This window comes from Cupriavidus cauae, assembly GCF_026210475.1.
Lineage (GTDB): Bacteria > Pseudomonadota > Gammaproteobacteria > Burkholderiales > Burkholderiaceae > Cupriavidus > Cupriavidus cauae.
The window spans coordinates 2,604,450-2,619,684 of record NZ_CP080293.1 but is presented as its reverse complement, the minus strand read 5'-3'; the positions used below and the strand labels follow the sequence as shown (position 1 = coordinate 2,619,684).

Below are 15,235 nucleotides of genomic sequence, written 5' to 3'. Positions count from 1 at the left end.
TGCTCAAGGGAAAATATCGCCATATAACCGCAGACTTACGTAGAGACCTATTTGTGCGTGCTGCCTTTTCTGTTTAGTCGCAGCCCGGTGGTCGAGTTGATATTGCGTTGTGCGGGCGTAATCGCATGCATTTTGTGCGGCAGCACATAACAATGCGTAATGCCATGCACAATGGGGAAGTCCGTGCGGACGTTTCCAAAAAAAACATAACGACGCCAATCTAATGACCTTGGCCGGGGACGATAATGAAGCCCAGCCCGCGTGTGTGATTTCGTAACGCTATGTGGCGTGCTGCAGGCACAGTGGATGGGCGGCGTGCTTGGCGTCCTGTCACGAACTTGGCGGGCGACGCCGAGTAGGGCTGATGTCAGCATTGGCGAAACATATATAAATATATTAGTCCGCCATATTGTCACCCAGCCTGATCCAGTTATAGATCAAGTGACAAGCCAATAAAAGTCGCTTGAAAAATATTCGGGTTGGATTAATTTCCAATTGCGGTCGCTATGTGCCGACCACAAAAAAGGGGGCGACCATCGTTGGTCACCCCACGGTTTTTTTGGAGAACAGTGAACTCGTTATCTGAAACTGACTGAAGCACTCTGTTAGCGCAGAGCCGCTTCGTATCCTCGCTGCACGGTTTGATTTTGGTGGTTATTTTGCCAAAGTCAAGGACCGTTTGCGCAGCGAAAACCGGATGAACATTTATGGGGGCAAGCCATGGGGAGCCGCCATCACGCGCAACGTTCCGAAGAGAAGGCAAACAGGTTTCGGCGCCACTTTGCTGCCAACCTTTGGGTCTTCCATTCCAACAAGAACCGGCGCTATCTCTACATCGAAGGTGACGTCGCCTTCATGCATTGCGTGTTGCTGGAGGGAATGCCTGAATTCGTGTCCTATCGGCCGCCGCTCAACCCAGGACTGGACGCCGACCACAGTGCTCTGGAGCTACTTCCGCATTCTGTTGCCCGGGATCAGCGAGGCCATCAAACATGGTTTGGCTACCTTAGAACGGGGTCGCGGCGCGAGGATGAGGTCAAGGCGCGTAGTGAAGCCCTCGTTGCGACGGCTGCGAAGCAGCAGGCGCGGTGCGAATTTGTCTCCGAGCGATACCTGGAACGACATCGGTATCTCTTCGACAACTGGCTAGTGCTGAGTCGGGCGATGACTGCAGCGGCCAGCTATCCGCGGGAGGCGGAAGCCGATGCACTAGTCGCAATCCTCGCGAGCGAGGGCATTTTCCAGCTTGGCGAAGCGTTGCGATGGCCACAGTGTGATCCGGCGATGATGCTCGCAGTCATTGCCCAGGAACTTCAATTGGGTCGATTGGGGGCCGACCTGACGAGCGCGTTGATTGGTCCGGCAACGATGATCCGTCGGGTGCCATGATGGCGGTCAGCGGCGCACGGAAGCGGGTCGTTCCTGCGTTTGGCGATCCCGCCAATTGGCCACAGCCGTCTATCGAGTCATTCTCGGAGTCGGCGCGGGCTACATACCGGCGCCGCGAGAGGGCTGTGCGGCTGTACGTTGCCCATGTGCCCTTTGACGTCATTACGCGAGAGACAGGCCTCTCGCGTCGAGAAGTCTACCGTCTGCTGGATCGCTTTACCGCCCCCCATCCCGTTCATGGCATCTTCGGATTGTTGGCGCTGGTACCTGGTCAGAGGATTCGCGGCTACCGACGTCAGAAGCCGGTACGCGAGAACGCGGGGAACTCCAGTGGTTACGCCGGTGCGCTTGGTGCGCTCATAGACCGAGTTCCGCAGGCATTGGAGTTGATCTACGAGGAGCTACTTGGGACACGCGCGTCGACGGAGCCAATGTGCGACCGCGCTCCAACGTTTCGAGTTCTGCATCGTCACTGGTTGGCGGCCCTGCGCGATGTCGGCCTTTCGGATGTGGACTGGCCATTCTGTACAGGCGATCGCGGCTACACGACGTTGGTTCGGTTCTGTAAGACGCTGATGCAACGTTACCCCGATCGGGCGGTCCGCCGTCGATTCGGGAAGGCGGCTGCCCAGCGCATGGCGTCGGTCGGACACGGTGTTCCTGCGCTGATCCACCCGCAGAGGCCGGGATCTTTTGCCATTCTCGACTTCAGTCGCGTGGATGCGGCGTCCTGTCTTAGCCTCGAAACGCCGGAAGGAAGGGTCTTGCACCAAGTATTGCCGCGTTGGTACATCGCCATGCTGGTCGATGAACTAACGACGGCCACGTGGAGCGCCTTTGCCACGCTCGAAATTGAACCCAGCGCTGACAGCGTCCTGGAAACACTCGATCGCGCCATTCGTCCGCACGCCTACGCGGACGCCTCTCGAACCGAACAAGGCCAGGCGTTGGCCATTCATATACAGGAGCTGGTTCCGGAACTGGGCTTCTCAGGCGTTACGGTGCTCAAACTGGACAACGCCAAATGCAACCGCGCCCATGAAGTGGTGAGCAACATCATCGATACGCTCGGGTGCGCCATCAATTTTGGTCCGCCTTACCAGTGGCAGAGGCGCTCGGCCGTTGAAAAGACCATTGGGCAAGTGTCTGCAGACGGTATCAAGCGCCTGGCGTCGAGCTATGGTACCGGGCCAGGGGATCCTCGGCGGCCCGATGCGGCCCGGGAAGCAATTCGGCACAAGATCGACTACCGCGATGTCGAGCGGCTACTTTTTGAAAGTTGCAGGACCCACAATCAGAACCCTACCGAGCGCCTGAACTTCTGTTCGCCCGTGCAGCGCTTCAAACTCGCCCTAGCGCACCCCGCATCCGGCGTCTTCTTCAACCCGCTGCCGGCCGCAACACTGCGCGATCCCGTTCTATTGGATCATGTTGAAGATTGCGTCGTACGCGGCAGCCTGGAAAAGGGCGTGCGGCCGCACGTTCGACCGATGCGCTGCCGCTATACGAGTCCAACTCTGGCGCAGAGCTGGGAGCTCATCGGGAAGGTGCTCCGGCTTCGGATCAAACGCTACGATGCCAGGCAGGTTACTGCGATTCGCCCGGATACGGGCGAAGTCCTTGGCCCACTACGCCCGGAGCCGCGCTGGTGCGAGCGCCCGTTGTCCTGGCGGATGCGCAAGCTGATTCTTCGGGCTGGCCTGCAGGCCAGTGCACAGGAGCGCCTCGACCCCATGCCGGCCTGGAATGCCGCTGTGCAATCGCGCGTCCTCGGTGCCAGAAGAAGCCGCGCCAAGCAACGGAAGGCCTCGAAAGACGCGCTATTGCTGGCGCAGCACGCGCGGCTTGAGCTGACCGCACATGGCGGCCAGCCCAGGCCGCAGGCCAGCGCCCATGGCGTGCAGCCAACAAACGAAGTCGTTGATGAGGCGAGTTCCCCGCACCCAGCTGACCCGTTCGGGCTGGATGTTGTTCCTCATTGCCGCTTGAAATGAAGGAAGCGCCATGAACCACGATCCGGTGGTTATCGAACAAGCGGAGATTACGGGCTGGCAGACCATTTCGAAGGGCTGCCTCATCGGAGATACGCCGCTGCGCAAGGAGCTATTGCTTGGCCATCCGGCGCTCAGTGGTGCGCAGCCGATCCGCACGCCGATGGCCGAGAAAATGTACAAAGAGCTCAGAGATTCCATCCTAGTAGGCGAGCCGGGGACCTATTTCGTTGGCGAACGGGGAGATGGCCGATCGGCCGCATTGCGGATCTGCGCCCAGGTGCTCGAACACGAGTATCCCCAGATCGCGTCATATCACCATGCCTCGACCGCAATGAGCAATTCCAATGAAAAAGTGGCGATGCAGGCCATGTTGGCGAGCGTCGGGCATGGGGTGTTGTCTGGTGGTCCGGTCGTACTGCGGGAGCGCTTGATTGCCAAAGTCGTCGATGACTTGCGGCGTCGAGGGACTGGCCACATCGCGCTCTGGCTGGTTGACAACGCGCATAACATGCAGCAGGCCGAGCTGCAGATGCTGGCAGACGTGCAGGAGCGGCTTTGGGATAGCGGCGTGCAGCTTGTGACTGCAATGATGACCAATGACGACGAAGGCTGGCAGAGGAGCGCCCATGGCGCGGCACGTTCGACTTTTCTATCCAGACGGTTCTTCGCCCACGCGCACAAATTGCGAGGTGTGGTCAAGCCAGACGATGTCAGCGAGATCCTCGATCAGTTTGACACACGAGATTTTCCACGAGGCACCGATGTGCGGTGGACCGAATTCTTCCTGCCGCGCGCCTATCAAAACGGCTTGCGCCTGGCGGGCGAGGGGCCAGCGCTGTACGGTGCATTGACACAGTGCTCCGCGCACCCCGACAAGCGCCCCGCAACGTTGGACGTCTTGTTTGGCGCTGTCCGAGGGGCGCTGCTAAACGGTACGCACTATGACCGTCCCGAATTCCGCTTTACGCCGGGGAGCTGGAAGCAGGCAGTTTCGATTGTGCAGATGCAGAACTTCTACGTCCCACCGCGACTACCGGGGTGCGGGCCATGAGCACTGTCGCCGGAGTGGATCTGATACCGCTTCCGTACGAATCCTCGGTGTCATTGCTGCTGCGTCTCGCGTACTGGAACCGGTTGCGACCATCGGATTTCGCCTGCCTAGGCATCACGGCAAAGCGATCGCATCAGACCCCATTGCATCTCGATGCGCAGGGAGGGCGGCGCCTGCGTGAGTTGACCCACTGGAGAGTTGACCCAAGGGAAGCGTGGCTATTTCATCTGCTACAGCACACGCATATGCTGTTGCCTGGGTTGCGGTTCTGCGCAAGTTGTCTGGCAAGCGGCTATCACACCTACTTCTTCCAACTCGCCTGCATTGCTCGGTGCCCGTTGCATCAAGAGGTCCTGTGGAACAACTGTGAATCGCCCCGGGTTTTGCGGAGGCTCTCACTCTTGAGAGAATGCGAGCCATGAGCAAGAACAACGCAAACAAGTTTTCCCCGGAAGTGCGCGAGCGCGCCGTGCGCCTGGTGCAGGAGTCGCGCGGCGAGTACCCGTCGCTGTGGGTGGCGGTCGAGTCCATCGCGCCCAAGATCGGCTGCTCGGCGCAGACGCTGCTGACCTGGGTCAAGCGCCACGAAGTCGACAGCGGACAGCGCGAAGGCGTCACCACCAGCGAGCGAGAACGCATCAAGGAGTTGGAGCGGGAGAACCGAGAGCTGCGCCGCGCCAACGACATCCTGCGCACTGCCAGCGCTTTTTTCGCGCAGGCGGAGCTCGACCGCAAGCTGAAGTCGTAAACACCTACATCGACCGGCACCGGGAGGTTTACGGGGTCGAGCCGATCTGCAAGGTGTTGCAGGTTGCCTCGTCGGCCTATCGGCGCCATGCCGCACGGCTGCGTGATCCGTCACGGCGCAGCGACCGTGCGCGTCGTGATGAACGGCTCATGCCGCAAGTCCAGCGAGTGTGGCAGGAGAACCATCGCGTCTACGGCGCCGACAAGGTCTGGCGGCAACTGAACCGCGAGGGCGTGACGGTTGCCCGCTGCACGGTCGAGCGATTGATGCGCGCCCAGGGACTGCAAGGTGTGCGGCGCGGCAAGCGGCTGCGAACGACCATCGCTGACGACGCCGCCAGTCGCCCGGTGGATCGCGTCAACCGGCAGTTCCGGGCCGACCGTCCCAATCAGCTCTGGGTCTCGGACTTCACCTACGTCTCGACATGGCAGGGTTGGCTGTACGTGGCCTTCGTCGTCGACGTCTACGCCAGGCGCATCGTCGGCTGGCGCGTGAGCAAATCCATGACGACGGACTTCGTGCTCGATGCGCTGGAGCAGGCCCTATACGCTCGCCAGCCTGGCAACGACGGTTCTCTGACCCACCACTCCGATAGGGGATCGCAGTACGTCAGCATCCGCTATAGCGAACGCCTGGCCGAAGCCGGCATCGAGCCGTCGGTCGGCAGCCGTGGCGACAGTTACGACAACGCCTTGGCCGAGACGATCAATGGCTTGTACAAGGCCGAGCTGATCCATCGCCGCGCGCCTTGGAAAACCAGGGAATCCGTCGAACTGGCAACACTGGAATGGGTCGCTTGGTTCAACCATAAGCGCCTGCACTCATCCATCGGCTATATCCCGCCCGCCGAGGCTGAGGCAAACTACTACAACCAACTCGGCAAAACCGCCGACGAGGCCGTTTTACTTTAACCAAACAGCCTCCGCGAAAACCGGGGCGATTCACTAGCCTGCCGGAAAGTCTGCGCGATCAAGGTTGTCCTATGTATGCCGTATCCAGGCACCGTCGCGGGGCAGCAACACAACGCCGACGGAGACTCTAGTCGGTGGCTGTTGACAATGGTCTCCCACCGTAGATCCCGCGGCCATGCCGACCTGCGGTCTAAGTACGATGGGCTCTTCCGTCGTGATGTACAAAACGAAGCGATTGCGCATCCCCGGGATCAGGAGCGTTGGTGAAGTACAGTGATTAGGGCGATTAGAGCAATGGCGGCGCGGTAAATGATGTGATGCCACAAGGTATGAGGCTTGTGCGCAGTATTGGCTGCCGTCGAGGGAGATCATGTTGAAGACGCATATCACACACGCATTCAGGGACGGCAACGATCAAGCCCTTCATGTTCCCCACGAGTTGGCGTATGACCGTATTGACGTGGAACTGCAGATTGAGCGAATAAGGGATGAACTCCGCATCCAGCCCGTTCGAAATTCTCTGGTGGGAGTTCTTCAGAAATTTGCGGAGTTTGAGCCTGACCGGCGGGGAGGTGCGCAGTCACGAGCAGGCGGAGGGTCGATCTTGATGGCCGCAGAGTCATCGTTCCCGCCGATGGCCGACCGAAATTGACCCGGGCTGTTACATGCGGTTCGCTATCGCACGACGCGGCCGCAACTGGGCGATTGGGAAAGCTGCGGGGCAATAGCTTTCGTATGTACGCGGTCTCCCGGCAGCGGCATCGGCCAGGAACATATCACCGGAGATGCTCTAGTCAGAAGGCGCGGGCGTACGACAGAGAACCGGCCAGACCTACGGCGTGGGACGGTAGAGGGGGCCAAGTCACTGGCCCGGATCCACCAGCGCCGGCCAACCGGCGAGCCGGCGACTTTGGCAGCTGACAGCCAGCCGACCCAAGTTGTGCCAGAGCAAACTTATGGGAGCGTTGTGGTACTGCGACGTTTCCTCGATCGCGAGGACAAGAAGCGATAGAGGCGCTTCGTCCAGCAGGTAACCGAGATGTGCGCACCATTGATCCACTGTTTCGCCCCTTAGCAGCATGGCGCGCAGTACGTCAGTGGGAAGCCACCCGCGATAGCTCACGCTGCACGTTCGTGCGGCCATATCCGCCCAAGGTCTTGGTGCCAGTGGCTGCAGCGTGCTGATGTCCAAGCCCAAGACGCGCAAGATGGACAGCGGATCATTAGCGGCGCAGGCGTTGGCAAGATACGCGGCCTGTGCAACGGATAGTTGCAAGGCTGACAAGCGTGCCTCGACTGCCTGCTCTTGGACGCGGCCGAGCTCAAACCGGGAATCCGCCCGGGGCGGTTGTGGTCGATCAGTAGCTGAGCGTTCTCGAGTCATGGTGATAAAGACTGGCGTGCTGGGCTGCGGGGTTTCATTCTTCATCCCTCGCTCTTGTCGACGGACTGCACGTCGAGGTTGGCCATGAAGTTCGAATGAGTCGAGATATAGCCCGTAAAACTGGACGAATTGACGCTTTGCGCTGGCCACCAGCTCAGCGTTATCGGACTCTCCGGTAAGCCACGAAAAAACATATCAAAAGGGACCAGCGGCCACCATCCATTGCCGCGCAAGATCGAAGACGAGCATGGAGCTGTAGAAGCCATTGACATGCACGAGGCTTGGTTACAACAGTCATGGTTAGCATACCGTGACAACATTGATCGATAATCGGCGGGCGCAATTGCTACGCCATGAGGGCGTATTCCATACGCACAATGGCGATCCCTCCTTGCCGGGTGTCTGGCCAGAATTTCACAATGGCGTTCACAGATACGCAATGACAATTGCTTGATCTAGCCCACCATGGCGCCTTCCTGATGCCGCTACGCTGGACCTGGTAGCCGGTTCTGCCAGATGGCTGGCAGACAGATACGGGAGATTTCCATGCGTGTGCCTCCACTTCTTGCGTGCCTGATTTGCGCAGGTATTCTTGCATCTGCGTCGACGATGGCCTCGCCGCCGGAATCGATCGCGCTTAGAGGTGCTCCAGCAATCCGCCATGTGAACGGCATCGACTATGTGTCAGGCGGAATTGGGGTGGAAGAAATGTCCGCCATGCGAGCCATCGCGGGACGCTTCAATGTCCACATGCAGTTCGTCAACGAGGTAGACGGTTCAAGCTTGGCGGACGTGACGGTGACCTTGTTCAACGCACGGCGAGACATCGTGCTGCTTGTATTGAGCGAGGGTCCGCTTCTGTACCTCCAGTTGCCACCCGGAGATTACCGCGCTTTAGTACGATCTGGCGGCGCCATCGAATGCAGGAGCGTGCGGGTACGCGCCGATGGCCGTGGTCCTTCGTTGCTGCTTCGTCTTCCTGGCGAGAGTGCCAGCGAGATCATGTCACGCATTGCGGAGCGTCTTAGTGTTCATCCAGTGCAACACAATGACCGGCATGGCTGCCGCCGGCTGGCAAAGAAGCAGGACTGACACTGTGATACGGATCGGTCGATCCGCGACCAGGGTACCAAAATCGGCGGGCAGGAGCGCAACGCCCGCGTTGCAGGCAAGTACTGCCATGAGCAGAAGCTAGAACAAGGTACGGGCGTACGAATACCGACCATCGTCGCTAATTCCGCTGCAGTCGTGCATCCCGACGCACGAGCCATTCTTGACGCGAATCAAAACGCATGAGACTGCGCGGCACTAAGCTGGAATGGCCGATGCGGACGCGGCAATTTTTCGCGGCTGCCATTCCGGCGTCCCCCACCGTTTGCCGGTTCAGAAGCGAGCCTAGATCATGCGAAAGATCGATTTTGCCGACGACGCACCGCAGTACTGGTCGGATTAGCCCGGACTGCAGTGTGCCGCCAGCGTGGACGGGGCGCTCTGCACCTATGCCGTCACGGCGCAAGCACTGGAGGAACACTTTGCCACAAGCTCTTACCGCAAGGAGGACCTGGTGTCGGCATTCGCCGATCACCGCGATGAAATCGAGCGGGGTTGCGCGAACCTTCTTCGAGATGACTGGAGCGCGCTTCACCGCGGCCATTTTCGCTTCGCAGCGTAGGCTTGCAGCTGCCGCTGCATGGGCGCTTTCGGCCACGGCCGCATCCGTGAATCGCTGCTTGGTGGTGTGACGCACACCATTCTGACTTTCGATGACCGTTCCGGTACTGATGTTGCACTGACGGGCGGTCGCGATTCCATCGCTTGACTCGGTCGACGCGGTGTTGCGACGGCACCGTTCGTCACGATGCCCGATTGCGATATGAGTACGCGCATGCCTTTCCGGAAAACGAGAGTTCTGCTCGGTTCATTGCTGATCGCCGTCGCGTCGTTCGCTTGCGCCGCAGCTGTCCAGGTGCCGGTCGATACGCCGCCAGCCGTCCCGGCCGGCGTCCTGTATTTGAGCGGTGGGAACAGTGAAGACAGCATGAAAGCCATGCTGAAAATGGCCCACAGTTATAACGTACGCCTGACCATGGTCGATGCTGCGCGTGGAGATCCGCTGGATCATACCTCTGTCCTGGTGGCCGGTGCCGACGGTCATCCGTTGCTGATGGTGGTTGCGACGGGGCCCATGTTCTATCTGAGGCTACCTGCCGGAGCCTATTGGCTGGCAATCGGTTACGACGGATGGGTCAAGGCGCGCGATATCGTCGTGGACACCGAGGCGCTCGACCTGACGTTTCGCCTTCCCGTCGACCCTTCATCGGGCAAAGCGCCGTTCTCCGAAACATCACCGCTTGATCGAAGTGACCGTCATGTGTTCGTGCGCACTCCCATTCCTTGAAGCGAATCAATTTGCTCCTGCAAACACGATGTACGGTGAAGGCATACCGGAGGCCATCGGGACCGAGCGCTGAAGCGGCCCTCTGCTTGTGGCGCCAACCGAGGTCATGCTTGATGCAGTGGAGAACGACGAGGCACAGTATTGTCTTGCCGACCGACGGATCGGCCTATAGCGATGCGGCGGCGTGGTGCGCCGCGAACCCGAAGCTGTTCAAGCGGGACGAGCTCTGTGTGCACGTCGTCCATTGCGTTCCGGACCTGTCGGGGGAGGTCAAGTCCTTTATCAGCAAGGCGGAAATCGATCGTTGGCATACCACTGAAAGCGCCAACGCTATGCAGTCCGTTGTCGACATCCTTCGGGAGGCAGGTGTCCGAACGGTGACGCAAGGGCTCGTTGGTTTTGCCCCCGAGCGGATCATCGCCTATGCGAAATCGGTTGGGCCGAGGCAATCGTCATGGGGTCGCATGGGCGGGGCGCGTTCCTTGATGCCATTGTCGGCTCGGTCGCGGGCCGCGTCCTCGCACACGCGCCATGTGCCGTGGTCCTTGTCAAGCCTGTCTCATGAGCAGAGTCCATGTTCCGGCTGCCGAAGCATCGCCAAGAACTTTGACATGGGACAGGTTCTGGTTCGATCCCGAGCCGCTATCGTAGCTTGCGCTGCGTCAATGTCCCGCTCCTTGTCCGCGTCTACTCTGGAAGGACGCCACCATCGCAAGGAGCAAGAGATGAAAGCGCTGATTTACCAGGGGCCGGGTCGGCTGAGCCTGGAAGACAGGCCCCGTCCCAAGGTGCAGTCCCCGACCGATGCGGTCGTACGCGTGACGGCGACCACAATCTGCGGTACGGATCTGCATATCCTCAAGGGAGACGTGCCAACGTGCGAGCCGGGCCGAATCCTTGGCCATGAAGGCGTTGGAGTGATCGAGGAGGTCGGCACTGCCATCGCTACGCTCAAGCCCGGCGATCATGTCTTGATCTCTTGCATTACCTCGTGCGGAAGGTGTTCATATTGCCGCCGTGGCATGTACTCGCATTGCCAGAGCGGCGGATGGATCCTCGGACATCGCATCGACGGTACCCAGGCAGAGTTCGTTCGTATACCGCATGCCGAAACAAGCCTGCATCGGATTCCTGACGGTATGGACGAGGAAGCGCTGGTCATGCTGTCCGACATTCTGCCGACGGGCTTCGAATGCGGCGTGCTCAACGGCAAGGTGGAACCAGGCAGCACCGTCGCGATCGTCGGCGCGGGGCCGATTGGGCTGGCGGCGCTGTTAACGGCGCAGTTCTACTCGCCGTCCCAATGCATCGTCATCGATCCGGATGCCAATCGGCTGGAGGTGGCCCGCGCGTTCGGCGCCACGGCATGTATCCGGAACAGCGAGGCCGACCCGGTCGAGGAAGTCATGCGACTGACCGATGGCCTGGGCGCCGACTGCGTTGTCGAAGCCGTCGGTATTCCGGCGACGTTTGAACTGTGCGAGGAACTGGTGGCGCCGGGCGGGACGATCGCCAACGTCGGCGTCCATGGGGTCAAGGCCGATCTGCACCTGGAGCGCCTTTGGGACCGCAACGTCACGATCACAACGCGCCTGGTGGACACGGTGAGCACACCGATGCTGCTCAAGGCGGTAGGAGCAGGCAAGCTCGATCCAGCCCGATTGATCACCCATCGGTTTCGTCTTGACCAGATGCTCACTGCCTACGATACCTTCGGCCAGGCAGCCAGTACCAAGGCGCTCAAGATGATTATCCGGCCCTGATCGATACCGGAAGGGGCGACATATGACCTCGCCGCTTGCCCAGCGGGAGCCTCTACCCACCGCTGTGGACGTCGGTCTGACAGAGCAGCAGGCACGCGACGCCCTTGAGCGATACGGGCCGAACGCACTGCCGCAACCGGCGCTGCCGACGGTGGCGGCAGTCTTTGTCAGGCAGTTCCGCAGCCCGCTGATCTATGTGTTGCTGATCGCCGCGCTGGTATCGTTGGCGTTGGGAGATCTGCGGGATGCGGCCTTTATCGGACTGGTGCTGTTGATCAACGGCGCCGTCGGCACGGCCCAGGAATACTCGGCGGACCGGGCTGCCCATGCCTTGCGCGATCTACAGCAGCCAAAGGCGATCGTCGTCCGTGATGGCAAGCAGCGGGAAATCGATGCGCTCGCCGTGGTGCCGGGCGACCTGGTGTTGCTGCAGCCGGGCAACCGGGCACCCGCTGACTTGCGGCTGCTCGAGGCGGATGACCTGCGGTGCGACGAATCACTGCTGACAGGCGAATCGCGTCCGGTGGCAAAGTCGGCCCACACCGCCCAGGCCGCCGGCGAGCGTCCGGCCAACATGGTGTTTGCCGCCAGCATGGTGACGCGGGGGCGAGGGCGGGGCGTCGTGACGGGCACCGGCGCATCGACCGAACTCGGCAAGATCGCCAGGCATGTGCTCGATGGTGAAGGCTACGTGGCTCCCCTGATCACCAGGCTCGATCGCTTCTCGCGCATCATCGGGGTGGTCGTCGCTGTGGCCCTGGCAGCCCTCATTGTGGTCGGATGGGCGAGAGGGATGCAGTGGCATGAGATGTTTATGATGTCCGTCGGTCTTGCCGTCAGCGCCATCCCGGAGGGGCTGCCCGTGGCCATTTCGGTGGCGCTAGCCGTGGCAATGCGGAAGATGGCGCGGGTCAATGTCATCGTGCGCCGGATGCCGGCCATCGAGGCGCTCGGATCGTGCACGCTGATCGCCACGGACAAGACCGGTACCCTGACATTGAATCAACTGACTGTGACCGACCTGACCCTGCCGTCAGGCGCGCACTACCGTTGCGATACGGGGGCCGACCCGCACGCCTGTTCGATTCGCGCCGTCCATTCTGTGCCAACGTCAGCCGACAGCACACAGGCCGATCTGACACGGCTGCTGCACGCAGCGGTCATGCCGAATGAAGGCGAATTGCTGCTCGATAGTGGCGCATGGCGCGGGACCGGCGACACCGTCGATGTTGCCTTGCTATTTCTGGCCGAGAAAGCGCGCGTTGCACGAGACGCCCTGCATGCGGCGTCGCCGTTGCTGCAGCGGATTCCCTACGAGCCTGACCTGCGCTATGCCGCGTCGTTTCACCATGGAGTGGACGGCGTCCATGTTTACGTCAAGGGCGCGCCCGAAACGCTGATCGAGATGGCGGACAGCATGGACGAGCGGGGCGACGCGGTGCCGATCGATCGCGCCTTGTTGATGCGGCAGAAGGACGAGATGGCGTCACGCGGCTTGCGGGTGCTGGCATTCGCCAGCGGCACCATAGAGCGGGACACGTCGGGTCAGTATGGCCATGGTCACCTGGTCGACCTGACCTTTCTCGGCATGGCCGGAATGCAGGATCCAGTGCGGGCGGAGGTGCCGGCGGCGATCGCAGATTGCTTCCGCGCCGGTATCGGTGTCGTGATGATTACCGGAGACGATCCTCGCACCGCAGCGGCGATTGCAAGCGAAGCCGGGCTGATGTTCACCGACGACCAGATCTGCACAGGAATCGAGGTGGGCGCGGCCGAAGCAGCCGGTGAATCGGCGCTCGACCGGCTGACCGAACGGGCTGTGGTTTACGCGCGCGTCGAACCTCAGCAGAAGCTCGCCATTGTCCTGTCGCTCGCGCGCCAGGGCAACGTGGTGGCGGTGACGGGCGACGGCATCAACGACGCGCCGGCGTTGCGGCAGGCCCATGTGGGCGTCGCCATGGGCCGCGGCGGCACCGACGTGGCACGAGAGAGTGCCGACGTCGTGCTGACCGATGACAACTTCGCCTCCATCGTCAACGGTATCCGCGAGGGCAGGGTAGCCTACGCCAACATCCGCAAGGTCATCTTCATGCTGTGCTCGACCGGCGCGGCGGAGCTTCTGCTGTTTGCGCTCGCCATCCCGTTGGGCATGCCGATGCCGTTGCTGGCGGTGCAATTGCTCTGGCTCAATCTTGTGACGAACGGCATTCAGGACGTGGCGTTGGCCGCGGAGCGCGCCGAAGGCGACGAGCTGCGCTATTCGCCGCGCTCGCCTGGCGAGCCGATCTTCGACCGCGTAATGATCCGGCGTGTCGCACATTCGGCGATCTGGATGGGGCTCGGGGGCTTTGTCGTCTTCTACATGGCGCTGCAGCGCGGCGAGAGCGTCGAATCGGCACGAAATCTGCTGTTGCTGCTGTTTGTGCTGTTCGAGAACGTGCAGGTGTTGCTCAGCCGATCGGAGCATCATTCGATCTTCCGGCAATCGCTGCGAGGCAATCCACTGCTGGTGGCCAGCGTGCTGCTGACGCAGGGTGTGCACATTGCCGCGATGTGGATGCCCGGTGTCAGCGATACGCTGCATATCGCACCGGTGTCGCCGGCGAGCTGGGCGCTCCTGCTGGCCATTGCGGCTACGCTGCTGGTCGTGATGGAGCTGGAAAAGTGGTGGGACAAGCGGCCCGACGGCGCGCCGCGCGCCCAGGTTGGCTACGCGGGCGAGCGTCGCCAGCGGGGAGGCACACCATGAACGTTTCACATGACTTCGCCAGCGTCATGGTGCATCTGGACGCGGGGAGCCGTTCGCTGTACAGGCTCGAGCTTGGTGCCGGTCTCGCAGTGCAGCTCGATGTGCCGCTGACATGTCTGTATTCGACGTTCCAACCGGATCCGGCATGGCTGCGCAGGACGGACGACGGCGATCGCTACCTCGGCGAGATTGAGCAATGGCACCAGCGGACTCGCGAGCAGATGCGACGGCAATGGGCTGCGTTGATGCCGGAACTGCCGCGCGGCACGCGGTGGCTGGCGAGCGACGCTGATCCGCTGGACTTTTGTGTTCGAACGTCACGGCAGGCAGGCCTGCTTCTTCTTGGCCTGCGTGACGATGTCGATCAGCATGCCTTTGTCGCGCCAGGCTTTGTCGAAACGATGGTGATGGCCAGCGGCCGACCCGTGCTGCTGATTCCACCACAAGGGCGATGCTCGCTGCATGCGCCTCACGCGGTCATTGCATGGGACGGAAGCCGGGAGGCGAGCAGGGCCCTGCATGACGCCATGCCGCTGCTCGCCGGCGGATCGGCGACGATTTTCCATGCCGCCAAGCCGGGCGACGCAACGCGCGGCGGCGGCGGCCTGCATCACGCCATCGCCGTTCTCGCCGAACACGGCGTATACCGCGATGTGCGGGTGGAGACGGTGCGAAGCGACAGCGACGTAACGCGACGCCTGCTGGAGGCGGTCGCCGATACAGGGGCCAGTCTGTTGGTTATGGGCGCATACGGGCATGGCACGGTACGCCAGTTCGTGCTCGGCGGCGTCACCAGGATGGTGCTGGCGCATGCCGTGGTGCCGGTACTAATGTCACATTGAATCACG

General features: G+C 61.3%; 11 protein-coding genes, 1 pseudogene and 1 other annotated feature. Of the genes and pseudogenes, 10 read left to right on the top strand and 2 right to left on the bottom strand.

What is annotated here, in order from left to right; genetic code table 11:
• Window positions 1-720: 720 nt before the first annotated feature.
• From KZ686_RS11710 to KZ686_RS11695, 4 genes are all read left to right on the top strand, one after another.
• Complete coding sequence (locus KZ686_RS11710; RefSeq protein ID WP_265632457.1) at window positions 721-1,389, top strand: hypothetical protein; 669 nt, start codon at window positions 721-723, stop codon at window positions 1,387-1,389.
• A gap of 125 nt (window positions 1,390-1,514) precedes the next feature.
• Window positions 1,515-3,383, top strand: coding sequence for a hypothetical protein (locus KZ686_RS11705; protein WP_265632456.1), 1,869 nt, complete (start codon window positions 1,515-1,517; stop codon window positions 3,381-3,383).
• A gap of 10 nt (window positions 3,384-3,393) precedes the next feature.
• On the top strand, window positions 3,394-4,434 hold the full coding sequence (locus KZ686_RS11700) for a hypothetical protein (protein WP_265632455.1): 1,041 nt from the start codon (window positions 3,394-3,396) through the stop codon (window positions 4,432-4,434).
• A 409-nt stretch (window positions 4,435-4,843) separates the two neighbouring features.
• A protein-coding gene (locus tag KZ686_RS11695) for an IS3-like element ISRme15 family transposase (RefSeq protein WP_085960508.1) occupies window positions 4,844-6,093 on the top strand; the annotation gives its coding sequence in 2 pieces (ribosomal slippage) (window positions 4,844-5,138 and window positions 5,138-6,093; 1,251 coding nt in all).
• Window positions 5,137-5,253: a sequence feature (AL1L pseudoknot), on the top strand. Its footprint overlaps the gene before it by 117 nt.
• 862 nt (window positions 6,094-6,955) lie before the next feature.
• Here KZ686_RS11695 and KZ686_RS11685 read toward each other — a convergent pair.
• Window positions 6,956-7,522 carry a hypothetical protein gene (locus tag KZ686_RS11685; protein WP_265632453.1) on the bottom strand — a complete coding sequence of 189 codons (567 nt, stop codon included), beginning with the start codon at window positions 7,520-7,522 and terminating at the stop codon, window positions 6,956-6,958.
• A gap of 501 nt (window positions 7,523-8,023) precedes the next feature.
• On the opposite strand from KZ686_RS11685, the gene KZ686_RS11680 reads away from it, so the two are divergent.
• Window positions 8,024-8,569: a hypothetical protein gene (locus KZ686_RS11680; RefSeq protein ID WP_265632452.1), complete on the top strand. Its 546-nt coding sequence runs from the start codon at window positions 8,024-8,026 to the stop codon at window positions 8,567-8,569.
• Between the two features lie 139 nt (window positions 8,570-8,708).
• On the opposite strand, the gene KZ686_RS25555 is transcribed toward KZ686_RS11680, so the two are convergent.
• Window positions 8,709-9,224: a hypothetical protein gene (locus KZ686_RS25555; protein ID WP_456064379.1), complete on the bottom strand. Its 516-nt coding sequence runs from the start codon at window positions 9,222-9,224 to the stop codon at window positions 8,709-8,711.
• A gap of 126 nt (window positions 9,225-9,350) precedes the next feature.
• Between KZ686_RS25555 and KZ686_RS11670 the strand changes: the two genes are divergently transcribed.
• The 5 genes and pseudogenes from KZ686_RS11670 (at window position 9,351) to KZ686_RS11650 (ending at window position 15,229) form a co-directional block, all read left to right on the top strand.
• Window positions 9,351-9,875 (top strand): carboxypeptidase regulatory-like domain-containing protein, encoded by a 525-nt coding sequence (locus tag KZ686_RS11670; RefSeq protein ID WP_265632450.1) that lies wholly within the window; start codon window positions 9,351-9,353, stop codon window positions 9,873-9,875.
• A 113-nt stretch (window positions 9,876-9,988) separates the two neighbouring features.
• Window positions 9,989-10,440 (top strand): annotated as a pseudogene (locus KZ686_RS11665) (universal stress protein).
• Between the two features lie 160 nt (window positions 10,441-10,600).
• Complete coding sequence (locus KZ686_RS11660; protein ID WP_265632449.1) at window positions 10,601-11,638, top strand: zinc-dependent alcohol dehydrogenase family protein; 1,038 nt, start codon at window positions 10,601-10,603, stop codon at window positions 11,636-11,638.
• Window positions 11,639-11,660: 22 nt separating this feature from the next.
• Window positions 11,661-14,387, top strand: coding sequence for a cation-translocating P-type ATPase (locus KZ686_RS11655; RefSeq protein WP_265632448.1), 2,727 nt, complete (start codon window positions 11,661-11,663; stop codon window positions 14,385-14,387).
• Window positions 14,384-15,229 carry a universal stress protein gene (locus tag KZ686_RS11650; protein WP_265632447.1) on the top strand — a complete coding sequence of 282 codons (846 nt, stop codon included), beginning with the start codon at window positions 14,384-14,386 and terminating at the stop codon, window positions 15,227-15,229. Before KZ686_RS11655 ends, KZ686_RS11650 begins: the two co-directional genes overlap by 4 nt.
• Window positions 15,230-15,235 lie beyond the last annotated feature (6 nt).

What these genes read in the sequence shown, in the direction of transcription:
- KZ686_RS11650 (WP_265632447.1), top strand. Translation starts at nt 14,384, where the DNA reads ATGAACGTTTCACATGACTTCGCCAGCGTCATGGTGCATCTGGACGCG.
- KZ686_RS11710 (WP_265632457.1), top strand. Translation starts at nt 721, where the DNA reads ATGGGGAGCCGCCATCACGCGCAACGTTCCGAAGAGAAGGCAAACAGG.
- KZ686_RS11670 (WP_265632450.1), top strand. Translation starts at nt 9,351, where the DNA reads ATGAGTACGCGCATGCCTTTCCGGAAAACGAGAGTTCTGCTCGGTTCA.
- KZ686_RS11680 (WP_265632452.1), top strand. Translation starts at nt 8,024, where the DNA reads ATGCGTGTGCCTCCACTTCTTGCGTGCCTGATTTGCGCAGGTATTCTT.
- KZ686_RS11700 (WP_265632455.1), top strand. Translation starts at nt 3,394, where the DNA reads ATGAACCACGATCCGGTGGTTATCGAACAAGCGGAGATTACGGGCTGG.
- KZ686_RS11655 (WP_265632448.1), top strand. Translation starts at nt 11,661, where the DNA reads ATGACCTCGCCGCTTGCCCAGCGGGAGCCTCTACCCACCGCTGTGGAC.
- KZ686_RS11685 (WP_265632453.1), bottom strand. Translation starts at nt 7,522, where the DNA reads ATGAAGAATGAAACCCCGCAGCCCAGCACGCCAGTCTTTATCACCATG.
- KZ686_RS11660 (WP_265632449.1), top strand. Translation starts at nt 10,601, where the DNA reads ATGAAAGCGCTGATTTACCAGGGGCCGGGTCGGCTGAGCCTGGAAGAC.